This is a genomic window from Aeromonas sp. CU5 (assembly GCF_002586745.1).
In the GTDB taxonomy this organism is placed as follows: Bacteria; Pseudomonadota; Gammaproteobacteria; order Enterobacterales; family Aeromonadaceae; genus Aeromonas; species Aeromonas sobria.
This window is the reverse complement of sequence record NZ_CP023817.1, coordinates 1,404,610-1,427,532: the sequence shown is the minus strand read 5'-3', so window position 1 is coordinate 1,427,532 and position 22,923 is coordinate 1,404,610. Positions and strand designations below refer to the sequence as shown.

Genomic DNA, 22,923 nt, shown 5'->3' with positions numbered 1-22,923 from the left:
GCGACTATGCCGGTTAGCCACGCCGTGCACCGAATAGCCGCCTGCGCCCCAGATCCACACCGCCAGCCCCTTGCTGCACCGGCAAGGAGTGCAACATCTTGAGGGTGCTGCTCACCAGTGAGCGCCCCTGCTCGGCCCCGAGATGGGGTTCGAGCGGCGACATCAGGGAGCAGGCCAGCAGCTGACCACTTTCGGGCAGTTCACCCACCATAAAGGTCATATTGCCGCAGGGGAGCTGCAGGGCGAGGCGATCGCTGCTGCTGCGCACCGGCCACAGTTGATCCGGCCCCGGCAACACCACCACGCTCAGCATCCAGGGGGTGAGCACGCAGCCGAGCCACTGCTCTTCAAACAGCACGCACTCGGCCACGATGGGCATGGTGGCGTGATAGAAGGGCAGCCCTTGCATCTCCTCTCGGGCGATCCGCTCATACTGGGCTACCAGTAACGGCGCGGGATTGCTGGCAAAACCGGTGAACTTCTGCACGCGTTCCTGCATGGCATCTGCCTCGCTTAAATGGGACTGCGCCATAAGCCCTCCCGAGCTTGTTCAGCTTTCTCCTGCTCAGAGAGCGGGATGGCGGGGGCGCCAACACTGGCCAACAGGGTCAAAATCCGATCCGTCGCCTCCCCCATGGCGGCTGCCACCACTGGGGTGAGCCCGATGCGCGGTTCGAGGGATTCGGGTTCTATGCCGATCAGGGTGAGCCGCGTTGGCGACTCATCCGTCATGTACAGCGCCGAGAGCACATCCGCCAGCCCAAGCTGGTGCGGGGAGATCTTGCGGCCAAACAGGGTCGGGACCTCCTCATCTTTCAGGGTCACCACGGTGCCCGGTGGATTACCGCTGCGCACTGCATCCGCCAGAATGATGTGGTCGCGACTGGCCATGGCTTCGAGCAGCTCCATACCGGCGGTGCCGCCATCGAGCAGCTCGATACCGGGGGCGAAACGGTATTCGCGCCCCAGCGCCTCGACGATACGCACGCCGACGGCTTCATCGCTCAACAGCAGATTGCCTACGCCCAGGATCAGGGTGTTCATCACAGCACCTTCACCTGAGTCGTTTCGCCATTTTGGGTATCCACCACGTGAACCGCACAGGACATGCAGGGGTCGAACGAGTGGATGGTACGCACCACCTCCAGCGGTTTGGCCGGATCCGCCACCGGGGTGCCCACCAGCGCCTGCTCATAAGGGCCAGGCTCATCATTGAAGTTTCTCGGGCCCGAGTTCCAGGTCGATGGCACCACCGCCTGATAGTTCTCGATCTTGCCACCCTTGATCACGATCCAGTGGGAGAGCATGCCGCGCGGCGCCTCTTCAAAGCCCACCCCGCGAAACTCTTTGTCTGCCGGGATCTCGGCCTTGATGTAGGCGGTGGTATCCCCCTTGCCAATGTTGTCGACAAGCGCCTTCCACTGGTGCGCCAGGGTATCTTTGAGCACACAGCAGCGCACCGCGCGGCCGATGATGCGGCCCATGGTGGAGTGCAGCTGTTCGGTCTTGATAGCCGAGCCGGTGAGCGCCTTATAGATGCCGTTCAGCTGGTCGAAGTGCGCCACCGTTTCCGGGTGTTTGGCAGCCAGTTTCACCAGCAAGTCTGCGAGCGGCCCCACCTCCACCACCTTGCCGTAGAAGGTGGGGGATTTGACCCAGGAGTATTTGCCATCATCCTGCCAGCCGGTGTAGTTGGGCTCAGTTTTGCCCTCCCACGGCTTGAGGGGCTCGTCATCCTTGTACCAGGCGTGCTTGTTGCTCTCCGCAATACCGTCCATCAACCAGCCATCCTGATGGCTCTCGATGGGGCGATAACCCGCCAGATTGCCGTTCTCAATGTAGCCACCCGGCATCAGGAAGCTGCCGCCGTTGGCGTCGGTGGGGAGCTCCGGCACGCTCAGGTAGTGCTTGGCCCCCTGCCCCAGACTCAGCCACTCGGGGTAGTGAGCGGCGATGATGGCGGCATCCACCTTGTAGACCTGCTCGATAAACTCGCCGAGCCGGTCGATAAAGCTCTTCACATAGAGCAGCCGCTCAAGGTTGAGCACGCTCGGTGCATCCAGATTGATGGGGTTGGCAACCCCGCCCACCGCCAGGTTTTGAATGTGCGGGGTCTTGCCACCCAGAATGGCGACGATGCGGTTGGCATCGCGCTGGCATTCCAGTGCCTGCAGGTAGTGGGCCACGGCGATGAGGTTCACCTCCGGGCTCAGCTTCATCTCCTTGTGACCCCAGTAGCCGTTGGCAAAGATGCCGAGCTGGCCACTGGCCACCAGGGCGCGGATCTTGTCTTGCACCTTGGTCAACTCTTCGGCGCTGTTGAGGGACCAGGTAGAGACCCCCTTGAGGATATCCGCCGCTTTTTGCGGATTGGCCTGCAGCGCGGCCGTGATGTCCACCCAGTCCAGCGCCGAGAGCTGGTAGAAGTGGACGATGTGATCGTGGATGTTGTGGGCCGCGATGATGAGGTTGCGGATAAACTGGGCATTGACCGGCACCTTGGCGCCGATCGCATTCTCCACCGCCCGCACCGAGGCGATGGCGTGAATGGAGGTACATACCCCGCAGATCCGCTGCACTATCATCCAGGCATCCCGTGGGTCTTGCCCTTTGACAATCTCCTCCATCCCGCGCCACATGGTGCCGGACGACCAGGCTTTGGTGACTTTGCCGCCTTCGATTTCGCAGTCGATACGCAGGTGCCCCTCAATACGGGTGATGGGGTCTATGGTGATTCGTTGGCTCATACGTTGACTTTCCCTCGGGCCTGATAATCTTGGTGAACACGTTCAAGTGATGGCAGTACCGGCAACAGCCGGATCAGCAGTAAATAGGCACACACCTCGATGGCCACGAAGCCAACGGAGATCAGCACCTCCTCCGCGGAGGGGAAGTAGTGGTAGCCATTGCCGGGGTTGAAGGCGAGCAGGGAGTAATCCAGTCGCCAGAGGGCTGCGCCCAGCAGCATGCTGAGGGCCCCCAGGAACAACATGCGCGAATCGCGGCGGCTCTTGTCCCAGTGGAACACCAGCAGCGGGAAGATCATCAGCGCAATCTCGCTCCAGAACATGATGGAGAAGCGGTTGAACTCGGAGAGATAGGCCGACTTGTCATTGATGACGATCTCGGCAAAGCGCAGCGCCACAAACAGGATCAGGAAGATATCGATCACCTGGGTCAACTTGTAGAACAGCGACTTCTCGTTGGGGCCACGTCCCGCCAGTCCCGCCTGTACCAAAGAGCCCTCAAACACCACGATGGAAAAGCCCATGATAAAGGCGGTCAACAGCGAGAAGACCGGCAACAGCTCGTAGCTTTGCCAGAGCGGATGGATCTTCTCCCCCGCCACTATCATCAGGGAGCCCATGGAGGATTGGTGCATGGTGGGCAGCAGTGCCCCCAGCGCCAGTACGAAGAACATGATCTTGTTGAGGCGAATGAGTGACGCCTTCCAGCCAAACTTCTCCAGCAATACCGGCGCGAACTCCAGCGCCATCACCCCGATATAGATGGTCATGCAGACCGCCGTCTCGAACAGAACCGAGGAGGTATTGAAGTGGCCGGGCAGGTAGAAGTACGGCAGGTTCCAGTAACGCCCCACATCGATGGTGATGGAGAGGCCACCCAGCGAGTAGCCAAACAGGCTCGCCAGCAGAGCCGGTCGCACCAGCGGGTGATACTCGCCGCGGTTGAACACATAGACCGCCCAGGCCAGTGCCCAGCCGCCACAGGCGAAACCGGTCCCGATCAAGAGGTCAAAGGAGATCCACAGCCCCCAGGGATAGCCACCGTTGAGATCGGTGACCGAGCCCAGACCGAAGACGAGACGTTTGAGGATCAGCATGCCGCACAGCACGGCAAAAGGTGCCAGCACCAGCACCGGCCAGCTGACCAGCTTGCCGCCGAGGGGATGAGCCTTATGGTTACTCATGATCCTTGCCTCCCTTTGTTGCGTCCTGATCCTTGATCTGCGCACTCCCCTGATCATGATCATCGTCATGATGGTGATCGTGACCGTTCTTCTTGGTATTGCGGCGGATCAGCACCGAGAGGCCGGTCAGCACCACCATGGGTAGCACCATCCCCTTGTAGAGGGTGTGCTGGATATGCTCGGAGCGGGCACCGGAGGAGAGCTCCGGCAGGTCGGGCATATCGAGCTTGATATAGGGCACCCCGGCCAGCACCAGCACCTGAGTGCCGCCCCCTTCCTTCTCGCCATAGACGTAAGGCTGGTAGTTGGGCACTTCGTGCAGGTAGGGGTCGTTGGCGGAGAGGGTCTGGCGCGGATAGGCATATTCGCTGCCCGGGCTCGCCAGCAGGCGGCGCTTGGCCTCGGCCATCAGCTCCTCGCGGGTGCCGAAAATCACGGCGCCGGTGGGGCACACCTCGACACAGCCAGGCAGTTTGCCCTGATCAATCCGTTCAAGCCCTTTCTGGTTGCAGAGCTCGCACTTGTGGATCGCCCCCAGCGGGTTGTCGTAATCATATTTGGGCACATCGAACGGGCAGCCCACCATGCAGTAGCGGCAGCCGGTGCAGACGCTTGGGTCGTAGTGAACGATGCCGGTCTTGGGATCTTTTTTAAGGGCCTGCACCGGACAGACCGAGACGCAGTTGGGATCGACGCAGTGCATGCACTGCTTTTTAATGTAGGCGTAGCCATCCACCAGCTGATCCTTATGCTCACCCGTGCCGCTCTTCCACACCTGAATGATGTTGTTGGTGTAGGGGGTCAGCTTGTCGTTGGTGGACCAGGTCTGTGCTCCCTCCGGATTGGACGGGTTGCCATTCAAACGCTGACACTCCGCCACACAGGCCTGACAGCCGACGCAGAGGGTGGAGTCATACAACATGCCAAGCGACCCGGGAATGGGCGGCTTGTTCTTTGCCGCCGCCAGTGCAGTGCCGGGCACGGCAGCCCCTGCCGCCAGCGCGCTGGCAGAGGCGAATTTGAGGAAATTGCGTCTGTTCACGGTTACTCCTCCCGTGATGGGTGCTGCCCGGCTTCGTGGCGCTTCTGCTGGCGACCGAGTTCACGCACCGTCATCAGACTCACCCCCACCAGCACCCCGAGGGCACCACCGATAAGGCCGGTCGCGGTGGGCGAGGTATAGCCCCCCTCCTGGATCTTCACATCGGGTTTATCCACCCGCGGGGTCGGGTTCTCGACCTTGGCGAGCTGGAAGATCCCCTTGCTAAAACCGACCCCCTGCTCGTTGCAGCCATAGCAGGGGTGGCCAATGCCGACCGGCCAGATGCCGCCGCCCACATCGCAGAACTCCAGGGTCGAGCAGTTGCCATAGGTCTCCGGTCCTTTACAGCCCAGATGGTAGAGACACCAGCCCTGACGGTGACCCTCATCACCAAACTCCTTGGCAAAACGCCCTGCGTCGAAGTGCGGACGACGCTCGCAGTTCTCATGGATCAGGCGCTCGTAGGCAAACAACGGGCGCTTCTTGCTATCCAGCGCTGGCAGCTTGCCGTAAGTGATGTAGTAGGCAACCGTGGTGAGGAAGTTGTGGGGATTGGGCGGGCAACCCGGGATATTGATGATCGGGGTGCCGATATTACCGAGGGCCTCTTCCAGGCTGACGGCGCCGGTCGGGTTGCTACCGCTGGCGGGCACACCGCCCCAGGCGGAGCAGGAGCCGATTGCAATGACGGCAGCCGCATCGACGGCGGCACGGCGAATATGGTCGACGATGGGCTCACCGGCCACCATGCAGTAGACGCCACCATCTTTCAGCGGAATGGAACCATCCACCACCAGCAGATACTTGCCTTTATAGCGCTTGATGGCGTTGTGCTTGTTCTCTTCCGCCTGATGACCAAACGCAGCCGAGAGTACCTCGTGGTACTCCAGCGAAATGGTATTGAGGATCAGGTTCTCGATGGTGGGGTGAGTTGCCCGCAGCAGTGACTCGGTACAACCGGTACACTCCTGCGCCCCAATCCAGATCACCGGCGGCCGCTCGGGGCTGGTGAGCGCGGTGGCCATCTTGGCGACGGCATTCTGACTTAATCCCAGGGTTGCGGCCATCCCGGCACACAATTTCATAAAATCACGGCGATTAATCCCATGAGCCGATAAAAAATTATCCTCGACCATTCTTCTTATTCCCGTAGTGAGCACTTGTTTGGTAAATGCTTAATAGCGGAAATGCTAAGGACTCACCCACCCTGCAGTATTGATCTCTATCAATTTCGACAGGCTTACCCCTATTTTCGAGGCGAGCTACATCACAAATAAAATTATTTACCCCTAAAGAGATACCAGCTACCGCGTAAATTTAATGAATTTAATTGGATGCCAAATAATTAATCGCACAACAGACCAATCTTTACCAAATGGTTAAATTAATATGGGCGGCGACTTGGGCACATTCTTAATTTCACAAACCGGATACGTCGCCATAAATGCTCCGCTGGATATATCTTCATGCACCATGTCGCATATTTCTGTCGCCCCCTTTGCTGCCCCCTATCGGACTGGATGCCTGGCTCCCTTGCCTGATGCGCCTGCACCGGCAGCACTGGCGGGTAGCGGGTCAGGCTTGCGTCAGGCCCATTGCGTTCCCCTTGCTGGCACCCACCACGCTATCAATGGAAAAACAGCCCCTACAACCGCCCTGCTTATCCGATAGGAAAAATTTTCTCAAATGGCGAAATTTACGCACAAAAATGAATGGTGATTCACATTTCGTGGTGCTCCAAAAAACGCCAGTACCGCGCCATTAACATATTGGTAATGTCGTTATTGTTGATGAGTTGTTCGTTAATATACAAGTTACATTGTTAAACAGCACAATATTTACCTTAACGTCACCTCACGTAATTAACCAACACGTAAATGGACATGAACACACCACGATAATGATAAAAGCTCTTATTCAATGGCCATACTGGAATATTTATACCTCCCTCATCATGGCAAGATGATAATAGTTGCCACCCGAAGATTCACTCTGACATCACGATAGCATCACCACTATTCTGCAGATGAGTGATGCCCTGATGAGTTCAACTCGACCTTGCCAATGGCCAGCACCGCCAAGCTGACGCGGTAATCAATACCTCCTGCTCGAGCCACTGGGCCTGACTCTTCAGCACATCCAGCCAGGGGAGCACTTCCGTTCCCCCTTCATCCTCAGTCAACGGCAGCGCACGCCAGGGGATCTTGCCACAGCCAGCGGTGAAGGAGCCCACAGGCCGGGCGTAATGACCCAGATAGGTCCGCAGATCGCAAGGTAGCCAGAGCAGCGCAGGACGATCAAGGTCGCGCGCCAGCTCGATGGCGATATCAATACCCCGTTGATCGAGATCGCCAAAGTGAGCCCACTGCACCCCCTGCGGCAATAGCGGGATAAGCCGTTTAGCAAGGGTGGTATTACGCCCGGGGGCAAACAGCAGCAGTTGCCCGGGCTGGAGCGGGTAGTCAACAAAGGCGCCCTTGTTCTCCACCGTGATGACCTGATGCCCTTGCCACCAGATAGCCGCCAGGGTGACCAGCGCCCGCTCAGGCAAGACCAGCTCACCCAGTAGCGTTATCACCGCCGTCATATCCTGCGGCTGGCCATGCTTATCGACCAATGAGAGCGGATCCAGCGTGCGCAGGCGGATCACCTCATCCTGCGTCAAGGTCATGTTCACACACTGTGGGTTGGCGTTGCCCCCGACGCGCGGATGTTTGCTATCCCCGTGCCAGAGCGCATGAAAGCTGGCCTGATTGAGCCGTGACGGCAACGCTATCCCCAGGCTTTGCAACCGCTCTCCCTTGTCCGGTTCGGGGGGCTGCACCTGCGCTAACTGTCCGATCAGATAAGCGCGTCCCGCCTCCGTCAATACATGACGGGCACTGCGACCGACAGGTCTTAAGCCACAATGCGTCTGCAACAACTCCTTCAACTCCCGACCATGCCGGCTCTCAAGGGAGTAGCCCTTCTCGTTCTGGCTATCGAGCAACCGTGCACACAACTCCTGTACCCGGACTTCATCAAACAGCGACATCCTCACCTCCCCACATGGCTTCATATGACGAAGTAGAGGTGATTTTCCCTGTCATTACTGTGACCAGCTTCGCAAGCGGTTCTCATCAGAGCCTCCATGCCCGGCTCGTTACTGGTAAACCCGCCACAAACGGCGCAAGCTGGTTTGATAGAGAGATACGCCGCCAATGTACGGCACGGGCCGACAACGCGATACCCGCTTTCACAAGGGCTTCCCATGACCCAGTCGACAGACAAACCACAACCCTCCTCATGGCATGTTTCGGATCTCCGCGAGCTGGCGCAGTTGCTTACCCTGGCCCTGCCCGCCGCAGTACAGATGACCGAAGCTGTGCATCAAGCGATATTGGGCGGCATGGGGTTTAAGGGGCGGGACAAAGGGAAGACTGGGGGGATCACCGGGCTGGTTTACAAAGGTGTGCATGGGGCGGCCAACACCTTGAGCCATGGCATTAATGGGCTGCTGACGCACCTGCCGCCGACCCCGCCGTTGCACCACATTCCCGAGACCCCCAAACGCGCCGCCCTGATCGCCACCCTCAACGGGATAATGGGGGACAAGCTGGTCGAGAGCGACAATGCCCTCGCCACCCCCATGACCCTGCGCTATCAAGGCAAGCCTCTTGATTGGCAGGCGATGCCCGCAGATCTTCCCCCCGAAGGACGGATACTGTTGATGGTCCATGGCCTGTGCATGAATGATCTGCAGTGGCAAACCCGCTATCAGGACCAGCCAGTCAATCATGGGGAGCAGCTGGCTAATACCCTTGGTTATGTGCCCCTCTATCTGCGCTACAACTCGGGGCTGCCCATTGCCCAAAATGGCCAACAGCTGGCCCTGTTGCTGGAACAGTTGACCAACCACTGGCCGGGGCAACTCAAGGAGATCAACGTGCTGGGCTACAGCATGGGAGGGCTGGTTGCCCGCAGCGCTTGTCATTATGCCAGCCACGACGATCTCACCTGGCCCGCACACCTAGGTAACCTACTCTTTATCGGCACCCCCCACCATGGTGCGCCGCTGGAACATGCCGGCCATTGGCTAGAGCAACTGTTGCCCGCTACCACTTACACAGAGCCCTTTGTCAGGCTGGCAAGGGTGCGCAGCATCGGGATCAAGGATCTGCGCCACGGCAAGGTGATCGAGCCGCTCGCAGCGCCCGACCATTCCACGCCCTTGCGGGATCCGCGCACGCCACTGCCCCTGCCTGCCGGGGTGAACTGCTTTGCCATCGCGGCCACCACCGCCGCCAAACGCAGTCTGCTGGCAGACAGATTGATTGGCGATGGGCTGGTCCCCTTGCGTAGCGCCCTCGGCCAACACAACGAGGCGCGCCACCAGCTGGCCTTCCCCCCTTCTCATACCATGATTGCCTATCGCACCAGCCATATGGCGCTGCTCGCCAGCCCGCAAGTTGGCCAACAACTGCTGCAGTGGCTTGCCCCGCATAAGGCATAAGGGTCGGCCTACCAACAAGGGGTCGGCGACACCTCTTATTCGTCCGCCAGGGGGCGATGCTAATGGCATCGTGAATGTGGCAACCGGTGGACACAACGCCGAAAAGTACTATGCCTGCCTGCAGATCTGCCTACCGCTGTGTCACTGATCTGTCTGAATTCTCGACGGCCTGGTATATGGTCACCCCAGCGAAAACTGTCTATTAATACAACAGAGTGCTGGCCCAGAGCGGGCGCCTGTGGCAGGCTGGGTTGTCGAAGGACAGACCACCATGACACCTTGTGTGTCCCCATAGCAAAGGAGCGCCACCTATGGCCAAAGTGAACAAAAAAGAGATCAAGAAGAAGATCGCCGCACGTCTTGAGAAAATTGCCAAACATGAAGGCAAGATCAAGAAACTGAAAAAAGCCCTGAAATAGCGGCTGAACATACCTCAATAACAAAAACCGCCTGCGTGAAGTGAGCCCGATATGTTGGCCACCTTAAGCTGGCGGTTTTGCACATCAGTGGCCTGGGTTAACCAGGTTGCGGCTCCCCCCCAAAACCCGGTTCAACCCGATTATCCTGCTTTTTGCTCTAACGGCGCCATTCGGGCGCCGCGTATGGCCTTGCCAGCAGCTACCTTCAACAGAGTGTTTGATATGAGCCAGCAGTGGAGCGCCATATGTACTCTTACACCCTCACCTTCAAAGAAGATGTCGATCGCCTGACCACCCCGGAGCAGGAGATCACCCTGCAGAGCCCCGCCATGACGGGCGACTTTATTATCCTCTCCGACGGTAGCCGTCATCAGGTGATGTTCGTCACCCATCGCTCTCACTACAGCAGCCTCTATCTTGATAAAGGGGTCAGAATACCGCAGGGGTAACTACATCGATCCGGTCGATCTCGTCAATAATGGCCACTCACCCCGGCGCCACAGGTGCTGGCTGCCTTCGCAAAGGGCTCTTATAAATCCCGCCACGTCACCCACAACAGATGCTTTGTGATATGGCGCTGATCTTGCGGGAATAATCGTGAATGATCTCGGGATCCGTGCTTAATTTAAAGCAGTTGATACCCATTGCATCGGTATACAACGCTCGCATTGTAATGACCAAGGATGGCCAACCCCATGAAGGATGCCCCCTTATCCACCCGATTAGAATATGAGCTGGATCACCTCAAATCGATCTTCAACGAGATCGGTGCCTATCTCTTTACCAAAGATCTGGATGGCCGCTACGTCTATGCCAATCAGGCCGTGCTGGATCTCTTTGGTTGCACCCTGGCCGAGTTGCAGGGCCAGGATGACAGTGCTTTTTTTGACCTCGACCACTCGGATACCCTGCAACGTCATGATCGTCAGGTACTGACACAGCAGATCGAGATTTGTCAGGAGGAGATCAACTACCTCAAAGAGACCGGTGAGAAACGCATCTACTGGAGCGTAAAAAAGCCCATGTATGGCAGGGATGGCGCACTGATTGGCCTGTGCGGCATCTCTACCGATATCACCGAGAAGAAGCAGATCGAGGCCCATCTGGCAGAGCAGCATCAATTGCTGGAAATTATCCTCGCCAACGTGGATGCCCATATCTATATGAAAGACAGCCAGCACCGCTTTCTGTATGTCAATCAGAAGGTCGCCGAACTGCTTGGCTTGCCTGCCGAACAGATCATCAACCGGCGCGATGACGAGGTGATCCCTGCGGCCAGCGCCTGCCAGCTGTGGCGGCTGGACAACCGGGTATTCGAAACGGGCGAGCTGCAAGCCGGGGAAGAGTCATTGACCGATATTGAGGGCAATCAGCAATACTACTGGTCCGTCAAGGTGCCCTTTTTACTGGCCGATGGCACCCCGACCCTGATCGGCATCTCCTCCGATATCACCGAGCTGCATCAACTCAAGGAACAACTGCATAAGCAGTCGGTGCAAGATGGCCTCACCGGCCTCTATAATCGCCGTTTCTTCTTTGAGGTATGCGAAAAGAACCTGAGTTTGAATGCCCGCCACCACGTCAAATCGGTACTGATGGTACTGGACGTGGATCAGTTCAAGTGCATCAACGATCGCTATGGTCACCCCTTGGGGGACAGGGCGCTGATTCATCTGGGCAGGGTGATGCAATCGGTGCTGCGCAGCGAAGATGTGCTAGCCCGCATCGGCGGCGACGAATTTGCCATTTTACTGCCCAACACCAGGGTGTCGGCGGCTTCGTCGCTGGCCGAAAGGCTGTGCCAACAGGTGATGCAAAGTCCGTTAGGCCTGCACGATGGCGATGAACTCATCATCACCATCAGCGCAGGGTTGGTGGAAAATAGTGAGGGCGAATTGATGGAAAGCCTCTACGCCCGCGCCGACCAGATGCTCTATCAAGCCAAACAGGCTGGCCGCAATTGCGTGGTGTGCAAAGCAGACTAGCTAAACAACGGGGGCCTGCGACCCTCCACTCTCCTTCTGTTGTCCCTCAGATTGATGGCCCACGCTGGCGCAGTCACGGAGCTTGTTGATCGCTATCCCAGCTGTTTGCGCAGCACAAATTTCTGCACCTTACCGGTTGAAGTCTTGGGCAACGGGGTGAAGATGATGCGCTTGGGGGCCTTGAAGTGGGCCATCTGCTCGCGGCAAAAGGCGATAAGCTCCGCCTGGGTGGTCTCTCGCCCCTCTTTCAGTTTCACGAAGGCGCAGGGCACCTCCCCCCACGTCTCATCGGGCATGGCGATCACCGCCGCTTCGTCCACATCGGGATGACGATAGAGCACATCTTCCACCTCCAGACTGGAGATATTCTCGCCACCAGAGATGATGATGTCCTTGGATCTGTCCTTGATCTCCACATAGCCATCCGGGTGCCACACCGCCAGATCGCCGCTCCGAAACCACCCCTCCGCCATCGCCTCGGCGCTGGCCGCAGGATTTTTCAGATAGCCCTTCATCACCACATTGCCCCGCAGCACTATCTCCCCCATGGTTTTGCCATCTTTGGCCACCGGCTCGCCGCTGACCGGATGGACCACCCGCATCTCCCCCTGCAGCGGTGACGCAACCCCCTGCCGCGCCTTGAGGCGGGAGAGCGCCGTGGCGTCCTGCCCTTGCCAGCTTCTTTGTGGTTCGCACAACACGCAGGGGCCATAGGTTTCAGTGAGGCCATAGACGTGGGTCACAGCGATCCCCATCGCCTCCATCCCGGCGATCACGGTGGCGGGGGGCGCAGCGCCGGCGGTCATCACCTTGATGGGGTGATCCAGCCCCTGCTTGAGCGCCTGATCGGCATTGTTGAGCATATTGAGCACGATAGGCGCCGCGCAAAAGTGGCTCACCTTGTGCTCGTGCAGCGCGTCATAAATGGCGGTGGCCTGCACATGGCGCAGACAGACGCTCACTCCGGCGGTAGCCGCCAGCGTCCAGGGGAAGCACCAGCCGTTGCAGTGAAACATCGGCAGGGTCCAGAGATAGACCGGGTGTTTGGGCAGCTCCCAGGAGAGCACATTGTTGATGGCGTTGAGGTGAGCACCGCGATGGTGATAGACCACCCCTTTGGGATTGCCGGTGGTGCCCGAGGTATAGTTGAGCGAAATAGCCTGCCACTCATCTTCTGGCAACCAGCCGGGCTCATCGCCACTCCCTTGCGCAAGGAACTGTTCATAGTCGAGGTCACTGATAAGCGCCCCTTCCCGGTAGAGGGGATCGTCGATGGCGATGACCAGCGGTTGGCTCTCCAGCAGCTCCAGCGCCTTGCGCACCACGGCGCCGAACTCCCTGTCCACCAGCACCACCTTGCTCTGGGCATGCTGGAAGATAAAGGCCATCGACTCTGCGTCAAGCCGGGTATTGATGGTGTTGAGCACAGCGCCGCTCATGGGCACCCCGAAGTGCGCTTCAAACATCGCCGGGATATTGGGCGCGACGATGGAGACGGTATCCCCCTCCCCGATGCCGCCAAGCCGCAGGGCCGAGGCAAGCTGGCGGCAACGGCGGGCAGTCTCGCCCCAGCTCTGGCGCAGCGGGCCGTGGATCAGCGCCGGATAGTCGGGATAGACCCGATCCGCCCGCCCCAAAAAGCTAATGGGGGTCAGGGGCTCGAAATTGGCGGCAGTTTTGGCAAGGTCGCGCTCATAGATGTTCTGCTCTGTCATCGGATTCCTTCCTCACAGGTGGCACAAAACGGGCAGTTCCGGGATCAACGAGCGATATGGGCATCCTGCCCATCGCTGGTCTCTTATGGGGATGACAGCCTAACAGTGAGCCTACGGCGGCAGGTATTAGCAAAACGTCTTAGAGGAGCTGCCTCCTGCCAACGAGGCGATCTATTTTAATTGCGGAAATCTATTTTCGTTACGAGAAATAGTGCCGATTTTTTCACGCTCTATTTTTTGGGGCATAACTAAAGTTGACGATGGCTGAATATTGTTTAGTCAAAATCGCTTTATCTGATATTCCATTCATCTCAGCGCCCACTATTTTCATGATTTTTATTTAAGGCAAGTCACGTTGCACTAAGACTGAAATAGTTATTGCATAATGCTGTTTATTTCATACCAGTCATTAAATCCGTGACAAATAAATTCTGTGAGCCATCCCATAAAGCGAGCACTGCGCCATGTTCATCCAGCTGCGTACGGGTTACGGTTACAGCGTGAAACAATCTACCGGATGTTCAATATCAGGCCAGATTTCTCGCCAATCACTACGCGATCCACAGTGAATTTGCGTACTCGAGATGTATGACGCAGAAACCCTATCGACCCGATATTCCGCCGAGCCCAAACCTGCTTTATCAAGGAGCATTTTATGTGTGCCGTGCCGAATACCACACCACGCAGACAATTCCCCACTGCGTTTACCATTCTGTTTTTTATTATGTTGCTGGCCATTGCGCTAACGTGGATAATTCCGGCGGGCGCCTACTCCAAGCTCTCTTATAATCAGGCCAGTGCAACTCTGATGGTCAATAGCCCACAAGGTGACATTAGCCGCATACCCGCCACTCAGGATGCGTTGGCAAAACTCAATATCAATATTGCGGTGGAGCAATTTACCAACGGCACCATTCGTAAACCCATCGCCATTCCCGGCACCTATGCCCGGTTGGAGCAGACACCCAAGGGGCTCGGTGACGTGGCGGTCAGCATGGTCAAGGGCACCATCGAGGGGGCGGATATCATCGTCTTTATTCTGGTGCTCGGGGGGCTGATCGGTGTCATCAACAAGACCGGCGCCTTCAGTGCGGGGCTGGTGGCGCTATCGCGCAAGACCCGGGGCAACGAGTTCCTGTTTGTGGCGCTGGTCTGCTTCGTGATGGCGCTGGGAGGCACCACTTGCGGACTGGAGGAAGAGGCTGTCGCCTTCTACCCCATACTGGTGCCTATCTTTCTGGCGCTCGGGTATGACTCCATCGTCTGCGTGGGGGCCATCTTCCTCGCCGCCTCCATGGGCACTACCTTCTCCACCATCAACCCCTTCTCGGTGGTGATCGCCTCCAATACCGCCGGCATTCCCTTTACCGAGGGGCTGATCTTTCGTGTCGTCGGCTGTCTGGTCGGAACGCTAGTAGTGATCGGTTATCTCTATTGGTACTGCAAGAAGATCAAGGCCAACCCGGCCTTCTCCTACACCTATGAGGATCGCGACAGCTTTCGCGCCCGTTTTCTCAAAGAGGGGTCCATGGACGAAGGGGTGCCCTTCACCCTACGCCGCAAGATCATTTTGACCCTGTTTATCCTTGCCTTTCCGCTGATGGTGTGGGGCGTCTCCATGGCCGGTTGGTGGTTCCCGCAGATGGCGGCCTCCTTCCTGACCATCGCCATCATCATCATTTTCATCTCGGGTCTCAAAGAGAAAGAGGCGGTCGAGGCCTTCACTCAGGGGGCGTCGGAACTGGTTGCGGTCTCGCTCATCATCGGGCTGGCACGGGGGGTCAATCTGGTGCTGGATCAGGGGATGATCTCGGACACCATTCTAGCCTACGCCTCCGATCTGGTCTCCGGCATGCACGGCGCCGTATTCGCGGTGTCGCAGATGTTGGTATTCGCCCTGCTGGGGCTGGTAGTGCCCTCCTCATCCGGGCTGGCGGTGCTCTCCATGCCCATCATGGCGCCGCTGGCAGATACCGTGATGATTCCCCGCTATATCGTGGTCTCGGCCTACAACTGGGGGCAATACGCCATGCTGTTCCTGGCCCCCACCGGACTGGTGCTGGTCACTCTGCAGATGCTCGGCATCCAGTTCAACAAGTGGGTCAAGTTCGTGCTGCCCATGGTGGGCTTTGTGCTGGGATTTGGCGCCCTGATGCTGGTAGTGCAAGTGATGCTGGCCTGATTGGCTGACGCTTGATGCGTTGGTAACAACACCCCGCGCCCTGACGCGGGGTGTTGTTATTCAGCCTTAATGACGTACCCGGCTCTGCTGGCGGAAGCAGTAGAGTTTGAGGCTGATGTCGGCGATATCGGCGGGTAGCTCCTCCCCCTGTTCGGCAAGAGGCTGGTAGAGCGATGAGAGCAGACGTTCGGCCTGCTGCACCGTGATGATGTCGGCCTGGATGGCCGGGGTGATCCAGCTGGGTAACATTGACATATATCCCCCTTATTGATCCGGTGACCTCGGGTGAACACATCCATTTCAGGTCTTACGTGGCTGTCACACTTCCTCTGCCCCTGCCGACCCGTTCACCCTCTGTCTGCCACCTAACCAAAGCAAAATGCTTGCCGTGATCTCTTATCGGCCAACATCTAATGGGGCTATAGCTATTTATCAACCACTTGCGGGCCATATCGAAGGGCAGAGCACCACCACCATCGCCACCCCTTGACCGACCGCCGTCAACACCTTGCCACTCTTGCTTTTCCCCCGCGTCTTTCATTGCAAAATGCGACTCACACCTTGCTTATTTCAGGATCAGGAGCCGCCAAGTGTCAGAATCTGGTCACTTTTACATCGTTGTCGCCAAAGCCAGACACTTTTTCAGGGTGGCTATTTTTTGACCTTGTCAGCGACTGTCGCAGACCCGCACGCCTGACCTTGTCCAACCAACCGGTTATGACAAGATGACGCCAAGCTCGATGAGCACCCTATACACGGCAGGAGAACAACATGAACACGTCCATGATGGCAGGTATCGGCATTGGCATCGCCTCGGCCCTGGCGCTCTCGGCAGCTGCCAGCGGCTCCCTCTTCACACCGGAGCCCACCTTTGCTGAGGTGATCGCCAGCAAGCCGATCACCGAGACCATCAAGACCCCGAAGCAGGAGTGCAGCAACGTCACTGTGACCCACCGCAAGCCGGTACAGGATGAACACAAGATCCTGGGTTCAGTGGTGGGTGCTGCGCTGGGAGGGGTGGTTGGCCACCAGTTTGGCGGTGGCAGCGGCAAAAAAGTGGCGACTGCTGCCGGAGCTGTGGCAGGGGGATATGCCGGTAATCAGGTGCAGGGCAATATGCAGGCAAGCGACACCTACACCACCACCGAGCAGCGCTGCAAAACAGTGCAACAGAGCAGCGTCAACACCATAGGTTATGACGTGACCTACCGCCTCGCTGGCCAGGAGGGGGTGATCCGCATGAAGCAAGCCCCGGGTGCCACCATCCCGATCAAGGATGGCAAACTGGTGATCGACCAGCCAAAAGTGTGATCCCCTTGGTGCCATTCAGCAACAGGCCCGCCTCTTTCGGGGCGGGCCTGTGTTTTTTGGGGCGGCTTGTTTCCCGTTGTTCCAAACAACTGCACTCACGGTCATTGCGCTCAGGCTGTTACCCCTTGCAGCACTTCTTCACCGCCCGCACCACGTTCTGGTAGCCGGTACAACGACAGAGGTTGCCCGAGAGGCCGCGGCGGATCTCCGTATCGGTCAGCGGACGGCGCTCGGTCTTGTCGAGCAGTGCCGCGCTCGCCATCACCAGACCCGGGGTGCAAAAACCGCACTGCACCGCCCCCTCGTCGATAAAGGCCTGTTGCACATCGGAAAGCTCATTGCCTTTGCGCTCTCCCTCCACGGTGCGAATGGATTTGCCATCGGCCCATACCGCGAGATAAAGACAGCTGTCGATGGCGGTGCCATCCACCCGCACGGTACAGGCGCCGCACTCGCCAACGCTGCACCCCTCTTTCACGCTGATCAGCCCCTGCCCACGCAGGAAGTAGAGCAGCGACATGGTGGGCGACACCGCATAGGAGTAAGGCTTGCCGTTGATCTCGCACTGGATCTCCACGGCGGGACAGCTTTGCGGTTGCATCATAGGATCTTGCCTCCGGCACGTTCGACGGCGCAGGCGACCACCCGCTGCGCCAAGGTTTTGATAAGGTGCAGGCGAAACTCTTTTTCCGCCCGCCAGGAGGAGCGCGGCGCCACGTCGGCCACCACAGCCTCGGCAATGGCCGCGAGTGTCGCGCGAGTCAGGGGCTGTCCTTCAGCTGCAGCCTCTGCATGCGGCGTTCGGATCGGGGTCGGGGCCGCCACCCCGTAGGCCAGCCGCAGCCCCTTGAAGTGGCCATTCTCAATCTGGCAGTAAGCGGCGCAGCCGATGGTGGCAATATCCATGGCCCCCCGCATGGCGTACTTGAAGTAGTGGGATCCCACATGGGGATGGGGATCAGGGGCGAAATGAAACGCCACCAGGATCTCCGCCGGTTGTAGCGCCACCTTGCCCGGGCCGGTGTGAAAACCGGTGATGGGGATGCGGCGTGTGCCACCCGGGCCGGCAATTTCCAGCTCTGCTTCCAGTGCCACTGTGGACGCTGCCGAGTCGGCACTGGTGGCACCGTTGCAGATGTTGCCGCCATAGGTGGCGACGTTGCGGATCTGCGGCCCCGCAATGGTGGCAGCCGCTTCGGCCAGCATCGGCAGGCGGCGCTGCACCAGTTCGTTTTCGATGAGCTCGGTAAAGGTGGTGCCAGAGCCGATGCGGATCGATCCATCAGCCAGCTCGCTCACCCCTTTGAGCTCGGGCAAGTCGTGAATATCGACGATATGGCGATAGGCAGGGTTGAGGTGATGAAGCTGGATCATCACATCGGTGCCACCGGCCAGCAAGCGCGCCTCGGGGTCGGCCTGACGCAGGGCGACCGCTTCGGCCACACTGTGCGCCTTGTAGTAACGGGCAATATCAAACATGGTGTTGCTCCTCCCGTGATCCCTCGGTAATCAGACCCGCGGCGACAAACTCCCGGAACAGGGTCTTGGGGGTGATGGGCAGCTCGTTGATGGCAACCCCGGTGGCCATGCGAATGGCGTTACGAATCGCCGGGCCGGGGGAGATGATGGGCGGTTCCCCCAGGGATTTGTGGCCATAGACAGACTGGGGCTCGTAGGTCTGCACGAAGTCGCATTCAAGCTCGGGCAGATCCAGCATGGTGGGGAACTTGTAGTCGAGCAGGTTGGGGTTGCGCACCACGCCGGTCTTGGGGTCTATGATCATCTCCTCGAACAGGGACCAGCCGATCCCCATCCCCATGCCGCCGTGCACCTGCCCCTCCGCCAACTGCGGATTGAGGATCTTACCCGCATCGTGCAGGTTCATGATGCGATTGATGGTCACCTTGCAGAGATCGATGTCGACGCTGAGATCGACAAAGGTGCAGCCGAAACTCGGCGGGTTGGTGGTGGTCTTGTGAGAAACCTCGGCGGTGATCTGGCCGCCTATGGTGAGGTGGTAGTAGGCGTTGATTGACACCTCGGCCACGCTGATCAGCACCTTGTCCGGCGCACCGGCCAGCACCACGTAACCGTCGATCAGGGTCAGCGACCCCACATCCTGATGGCAGAGCTGGGCCGCCAGCGACAGAATGCGCGCCCTCAGTTGCAGCGCCGCCTGATGGATGGCGGGGGCCGCCACATAGCTCTGGCGCGAGGCGAACGAGCCCGGATCATAGGCGGTGATGTCGGTATCCTGGGTCGAGATGACCCGGATCTGCTCAAACGGAATCCCCAGGGTCTGGGCCGCCATCTGGGCAAAGACGGTGTCCGACCCCTGCCCTATCTCGGTGGCGCCGATCTGCAGATTGACTGTGCCATCCTGATTGAGCAGCATGCGGGCCCCGGCGATTTCGACCCCCACCGGATAGGTGTTGGAGCCGTAGCTGAAGCAAGCTACGCCGATGCCACGCCGCATCCGGCTCGCCGGATCCTGCCCCAGACACTCGGCCTTGAGCCGTTCCCACTCGAACTGTTCGCCACCCCGGCGCAGACACTCGGGCAAGCCGGCGCTGTAGATGGTCTTCTGGTTGACCTGATTGACGTCGCCTTCGCGCGCCACGTTGGCGATACGCACGGCGAGCGGATCCAGACCCAGCTCGGCGCAGGCGTCATCCAGCATGCACTCGAGGGCAAAAATCACCTGGGGCGCGCCGTAACCGCGCATGGCGCCAGCGGTGGGCAGGTTGCTGTAGAAGGTCTTGGCATCGTAGCCAAAGGCACTGCGCGGATAGAGGTAGCTTATCTTGTTGCCACCGGCGCTGGCGATGGAGTGGCCGTGGGAGGCATACCCGCCTGTGTTGGAGAGCACGTCGAGCTGATAGCCCTTGAGGGTGCCGTCGCGGTTGAGGCCCATCTTGCCGTCGATGGCAAAGCCGTGGCGGGTGCGGGAGGCGAAGAAGCACTCTTCCCGGCTCAAGGTCACCTTGACCGGCACGCCGCCCAGTTTGTAGCTCAAAAACGCCGCCATCGGCTCTTCCAGCACATCCTGCTTGTTGCCAAAACCACCCCCCATATAGGGCTTGATCACCCGCACGCTGGACCAGGGCAGGCCGAGGGATTTGGCCACCCGGCTGCGCACAATCTGGGGGATCTGGGTACTGGTGACCACTATGATGTGGTCGGGTTGATCCATGTAGGCGTAGCAGGTCACCGTCTCCAGATGGCAGTGCTGCACCACAGGGGTCCGGTAGTGCGCCTGAAACTGCAGATCGGCGGCAGCAATGGCCTGCTCTGGTTCATTGGCTCTGAGTTGGCTTTGGCGCAGCAGATTGCCGCTCGGGTGAATAGGATAAGCCCCCTCCGCCAGTGCGCTTGCAGCATCTGTCATCACCGGCAACGGCTCGTAGGTCACCTTGACTAGCGAGGCCGCTTTTTCAGCCACCAGCGGATCGCGCGCCACCACGATGGCGACCCCATCACCGAAATGGCGCACATGGTCGGTGAGCAGGCGCCTGTCTTTCACATCCCGTTTGGTCTCATCAAGGGACCAAGCGTGACCGGCGGTACGAAAACAGGTGGTGGGCACATCTGCATGGGTAAACACGGCTTCGACCCCGTGCAGGGCCAGCGCCTCGGTGGCATCGATGGCGAGCACCTTACCGTGGGCGATATTGCTTCGCACGTACTTGGCGTGGCGCATCCCGAGCATGATGTTGTCATCGGTATAGCGGGCGCTGCCGGTCACCTTGGCCTCGGCATCCACCCGCTTGAGCGGTAATCCTATGGACATATGCAAGTCCTTTTTCGAAGGGAAAAATCTGGAACCGACATAAAAAACAGCAAGATATGCGCCTGTTTCCCACCATTGCCAGGAGAATGGGGAGAAGTGTGAAGGGGATCCCGTCTAGCTCCCCTTTGCCAACCCGCAGCGACAAAAGCAGACCCGCCCCTGAGCAAACGGGACACATCGACGGTGAAAAAAGCGGCAGGATGGGAGCTGCGAGGGCGAGAGCCTATCAATCTGGTAGGGGGATTTATCAAAATGGTATAGCCATGGCACCACTCAACTACAGGCGGCCGAGACGTGATAGCCAGCGTGGGCGGGCTGAGCGCCGCAGACATAAAAAAACAACAAGCATAAAAAATGGGGCCGCCAGCGCGGCCCCAAGCGGGCGGGTTATCCCTAAATAGCCCAGCCCCCAGCATAAAAGAGCACCAGCGCCAGGGCGATGATGACGGTGCCCAGATTAAGCTTGTGCCACTCCTTCGAGCAGATGCGGCCGATCACCAGCGAGCTGAAGCCGAGCATGATACCGGTCACGATGTTGCAGGTGAGCACGATAAAGACCGCACACACCAACCCGGACATGGCCCCGACAAAGTCATCGAAGTCGAGCTTGGTGACGTTGCTCAGCATCAACAGCCCCACATACATCAGGGCCGGTGCGGTGGCATAGGCCGGCACCAGATAGGAGAGCGGCGAGAGGAACAGCATCAGCAGGAACAGGCCGCCCACCACAGTCGCGGTCAGGCCGGTTTTGCCCCCCGCCGCCGTGCCCGCTGCCGATTCGATATAGACGGCAGCAGGCGCCGCCCCCACCAGACTGGAGAAGATGCTGCTGACCGAGTCGGCACTGAGCGCCTTGCCGCTATTGATGATGTGCCCATCTTTATCCAGCAGGTTGGCCTGCCCCGCTACGGCACGGATGGTGCCGGTGGCATCAAACACCGCCGTCATCACCAGCGCCAGCACACTTGGCAGCACCAGCGGCGAGAGGGCCCCCATGATATCCAGAGTGAAGATGAGGGACTTGCCCTGCTCGTCCGAGAGGCTAGGCAGAGCGAACAGCCCCTGATACTTCACCGCCGGATCGAAGATAAGGCCGAAGATAGAGATGGCGATGATCACCAGCAGGATCCCCCCCGGTACTTTCAGCTTCTCCAGCCCGAAGATCACCGCAAGACCGATCAGGGACATGATGACCGGCATGGAGGTAAATGCCCCCAGCGCTACCGGCAGCCCCTCCAGCGGGTTCTTGATCACCAGCCCCACCCCGTTGGCGGCAATGAGCAGCAAGAAGAGACCGATCCCGATGCCGGTGCCGTGGGCAATCCCCATCGGCAGGTTGTCGAGGATCCAGCTACGCACCCCGGTCACCGAGATGGCGGTAAAGATCGCCCCCATCAGGAAGACGGCGCCGAGGGCCACTGGAATGGGGATCTGCTGCCCCAGCACCAGACTGAAGGCGGTAAAGGCGGTCAGCGAGATGGCGCAGCCGATGGCCATCGGCAACTTGGCCCAGAGCCCCATCAGCAGCGAACCAAAACCTGCCACCAGACAGGTGGCGACAAAAACGGCAGCGGGAGGAAAGCCCGCCTTGCCGAGCATGCTCGGCACCACGATCACCGAGTAGACCATGGCAAGGAAGGTGGTGAGGCCTGCCAGTACCTCCTGCCTGATATTGCTGCCCCGCTCGCTGATCATAAAGTAGCGATCAAGAGCCGTGAGCGGTTGTTGCTTTGGTGCGCTGTTGCTGGCGTCATCATTGGCCAGCTGTTCCACGCTGTTTGTCCTGCTGTTTGCTTGGGTCATACCCAACTCCTTTCACACGCGCCTGAATGTTCCATGACGAAATGGCGACAGGATCTGCGGGTCTGCCGAGCGCCAGTCTGGTGAAAAACAGGCGATGGCGGCAGAGAGTGCGACAGACAGACCAGGGCAGGCAGCCTTGACTCAAACGTTTGCCTTGCTGGTCAAAAAAACCGGGCCATTTCAGGTTCTATTGCGGGGAGATCCCCTGTCGTGCGGCATAACTGGCGCCCCGTGGGGTACGCCAGCCGCCGTA

At 58.9% G+C, this 22,923-nt stretch carries 18 protein-coding genes; 5 read left to right on the top strand and 13 right to left on the bottom strand.

Going from position 1 to position 22,923, the window contains the following annotated elements; all coding sequences use genetic code 11:
• Positions 1-13: 13 nt before the first annotated feature.
• The 7 genes from hybE to CK911_RS06305 form a co-directional block, all read right to left on the bottom strand.
• Positions 14-532, bottom strand: a complete 519-nt coding sequence (gene hybE, locus CK911_RS06335; RefSeq protein ID WP_098969367.1) for a hydrogenase-2 assembly chaperone — start codon at positions 530-532, stop codon at positions 14-16.
• Entirely contained in the window at positions 514-1,044 is a 531-nt protein-coding gene (locus tag CK911_RS06330) for a HyaD/HybD family hydrogenase maturation endopeptidase (RefSeq protein ID WP_098969366.1), read from the bottom strand. The genes hybE and CK911_RS06330 overlap by 19 nt, the downstream gene beginning before the upstream one ends.
• Entirely contained in the window at positions 1,044-2,747 is a 1,704-nt protein-coding gene (hybC, locus tag CK911_RS06325; RefSeq protein ID WP_098969365.1) for a hydrogenase 2 large subunit, read from the bottom strand. Before hybC ends, CK911_RS06330 begins: the two co-directional genes overlap by 1 nt.
• A complete protein-coding gene (gene hybB / locus CK911_RS06320; protein ID WP_098969364.1) occupies positions 2,744-3,931 on the bottom strand; it encodes a Ni/Fe-hydrogenase cytochrome b subunit in 1,188 nt (395 codons plus the stop codon). Before hybB ends, hybC begins: the two co-directional genes overlap by 4 nt.
• Entirely contained in the window at positions 3,924-4,973 is a 1,050-nt protein-coding gene (gene hybA / locus CK911_RS06315; RefSeq protein ID WP_098969363.1) for a hydrogenase 2 operon protein HybA, read from the bottom strand. Before hybA ends, hybB begins: the two co-directional genes overlap by 8 nt.
• Positions 4,974-4,975: 2 nt before the next feature.
• A complete protein-coding gene (hybO, locus tag CK911_RS06310) occupies positions 4,976-6,109 on the bottom strand; it encodes a hydrogenase 2 small subunit (protein ID WP_068978527.1) in 1,134 nt (377 codons plus the stop codon).
• Positions 6,110-7,020: 911 nt separating this feature from the next.
• A complete protein-coding gene (locus CK911_RS06305; RefSeq protein WP_098969362.1) occupies positions 7,021-8,007 on the bottom strand; it encodes a Wadjet anti-phage system protein JetD domain-containing protein in 987 nt (328 codons plus the stop codon).
• Positions 8,008-8,223: 216 nt separating this feature from the next.
• Between CK911_RS06305 and CK911_RS06300 the strand changes: the two genes are divergently transcribed.
• From CK911_RS06300 to CK911_RS06285, 3 genes are all read left to right on the top strand, one after another.
• Positions 8,224-9,465, top strand: a complete 1,242-nt coding sequence (locus tag CK911_RS06300) for a permease (RefSeq protein ID WP_098969361.1) — start codon at positions 8,224-8,226, stop codon at positions 9,463-9,465.
• 664 nt (positions 9,466-10,129) lie between these two features.
• A complete protein-coding gene (locus CK911_RS06290; protein ID WP_042021824.1) occupies positions 10,130-10,333 on the top strand; it encodes a hypothetical protein in 204 nt (67 codons plus the stop codon).
• A 234-nt stretch (positions 10,334-10,567) separates the two neighbouring features.
• On the top strand, positions 10,568-11,869 hold the full coding sequence (locus CK911_RS06285) for a diguanylate cyclase (RefSeq protein ID WP_253860388.1): 1,302 nt from the start codon (positions 10,568-10,570) through the stop codon (positions 11,867-11,869).
• Between the two features lie 92 nt (positions 11,870-11,961).
• Here the strand turns inward: CK911_RS06285 and CK911_RS06280 are convergent, their stop codons facing one another.
• On the bottom strand, positions 11,962-13,584 hold the full coding sequence (locus CK911_RS06280; protein WP_098969358.1) for an acyl-CoA synthetase: 1,623 nt from the start codon (positions 13,582-13,584) through the stop codon (positions 11,962-11,964).
• A gap of 655 nt (positions 13,585-14,239) precedes the next feature.
• On the opposite strand from CK911_RS06280, the gene CK911_RS06275 reads away from it, so the two are divergent.
• Entirely contained in the window at positions 14,240-15,766 is a 1,527-nt protein-coding gene (locus CK911_RS06275; RefSeq protein WP_098969357.1) for a YfcC family protein, read from the top strand.
• Between the two features lie 66 nt (positions 15,767-15,832).
• On the opposite strand, the gene CK911_RS06270 is transcribed toward CK911_RS06275, so the two are convergent.
• Complete coding sequence (locus CK911_RS06270; RefSeq protein WP_042021814.1) at positions 15,833-16,021, bottom strand: hypothetical protein; 189 nt, start codon at positions 16,019-16,021, stop codon at positions 15,833-15,835.
• A gap of 516 nt (positions 16,022-16,537) precedes the next feature.
• Here CK911_RS06270 and CK911_RS06265 point away from each other — a divergent pair.
• The gene (locus tag CK911_RS06265; protein WP_042021812.1) at positions 16,538-17,077 is read left to right on the top strand and encodes a glycine zipper 2TM domain-containing protein; all 540 of its coding nucleotides are present in this window, start codon (positions 16,538-16,540) and stop codon (positions 17,075-17,077) included.
• 118 nt (positions 17,078-17,195) lie between these two features.
• On the opposite strand, the gene xdhC is transcribed toward CK911_RS06265, so the two are convergent.
• From xdhC to CK911_RS06245, 4 genes are all read right to left on the bottom strand, one after another.
• Positions 17,196-17,681 (bottom strand): xanthine dehydrogenase iron sulfur-binding subunit XdhC, encoded by a 486-nt coding sequence (gene xdhC / locus CK911_RS06260; RefSeq protein ID WP_098969356.1) that lies wholly within the window; start codon positions 17,679-17,681, stop codon positions 17,196-17,198.
• Positions 17,678-18,556 (bottom strand): xanthine dehydrogenase FAD-binding subunit XdhB, encoded by an 879-nt coding sequence (gene xdhB, locus CK911_RS06255; RefSeq protein WP_098969355.1) that lies wholly within the window; start codon positions 18,554-18,556, stop codon positions 17,678-17,680. The genes xdhC and xdhB overlap by 4 nt, the downstream gene beginning before the upstream one ends.
• Entirely contained in the window at positions 18,549-20,867 is a 2,319-nt protein-coding gene (gene xdhA, locus CK911_RS06250; RefSeq protein WP_098969354.1) for a xanthine dehydrogenase molybdenum-binding subunit XdhA, read from the bottom strand. Before xdhA ends, xdhB begins: the two co-directional genes overlap by 8 nt.
• Positions 20,868-21,260: 393 nt before the next feature.
• Complete coding sequence (locus tag CK911_RS06245) at positions 21,261-22,562, bottom strand: NCS2 family permease (RefSeq protein ID WP_253860412.1); 1,302 nt, start codon at positions 22,560-22,562, stop codon at positions 21,261-21,263.
• Between the last annotated feature and the right edge of the window lie 361 nt (positions 22,563-22,923).

Bases quoted from the DNA above. Each gene is read 5' to 3' on its own strand.
- hybE (WP_098969367.1), bottom strand. From the start codon at position 532: ATGGCGCAGTCCCATTTAAGCGAGGCAGATGCCATGCAGGAACGCGTG.
- CK911_RS06330 (WP_098969366.1), bottom strand. From the start codon at position 1,044: ATGAACACCCTGATCCTGGGCGTAGGCAATCTGCTGTTGAGCGATGAA.
- hybC (WP_098969365.1), bottom strand. From the start codon at position 2,747: ATGAGCCAACGAATCACCATAGACCCCATCACCCGTATTGAGGGGCAC.
- hybB (WP_098969364.1), bottom strand. From the start codon at position 3,931: ATGAGTAACCATAAGGCTCATCCCCTCGGCGGCAAGCTGGTCAGCTGG.
- hybO (WP_068978527.1), bottom strand. From the start codon at position 6,109: ATGGTCGAGGATAATTTTTTATCGGCTCATGGGATTAATCGCCGTGAT.
- CK911_RS06305 (WP_098969362.1), bottom strand. From the start codon at position 8,007: ATGTCGCTGTTTGATGAAGTCCGGGTACAGGAGTTGTGTGCACGGTTG.
- CK911_RS06300 (WP_098969361.1), top strand. From the start codon at position 8,224: ATGACCCAGTCGACAGACAAACCACAACCCTCCTCATGGCATGTTTCG.
- CK911_RS06290 (WP_042021824.1), top strand. From the start codon at position 10,130: ATGTACTCTTACACCCTCACCTTCAAAGAAGATGTCGATCGCCTGACC.
- CK911_RS06285 (WP_253860388.1), top strand. From the start codon at position 10,568: ATGGCCAACCCCATGAAGGATGCCCCCTTATCCACCCGATTAGAATAT.
- CK911_RS06280 (WP_098969358.1), bottom strand. From the start codon at position 13,584: ATGACAGAGCAGAACATCTATGAGCGCGACCTTGCCAAAACTGCCGCC.
- CK911_RS06275 (WP_098969357.1), top strand. From the start codon at position 14,240: ATGTGTGCCGTGCCGAATACCACACCACGCAGACAATTCCCCACTGCG.
- CK911_RS06270 (WP_042021814.1), bottom strand. From the start codon at position 16,021: ATGTCAATGTTACCCAGCTGGATCACCCCGGCCATCCAGGCCGACATC.
- CK911_RS06265 (WP_042021812.1), top strand. From the start codon at position 16,538: ATGAACACGTCCATGATGGCAGGTATCGGCATTGGCATCGCCTCGGCC.
- xdhC (WP_098969356.1), bottom strand. From the start codon at position 17,681: ATGATGCAACCGCAAAGCTGTCCCGCCGTGGAGATCCAGTGCGAGATC.
- xdhB (WP_098969355.1), bottom strand. From the start codon at position 18,556: ATGTTTGATATTGCCCGTTACTACAAGGCGCACAGTGTGGCCGAAGCG.
- xdhA (WP_098969354.1), bottom strand. From the start codon at position 20,867: ATGTCCATAGGATTACCGCTCAAGCGGGTGGATGCCGAGGCCAAGGTG.
- CK911_RS06245 (WP_253860412.1), bottom strand. From the start codon at position 22,562: ATGATCAGCGAGCGGGGCAGCAATATCAGGCAGGAGGTACTGGCAGGC.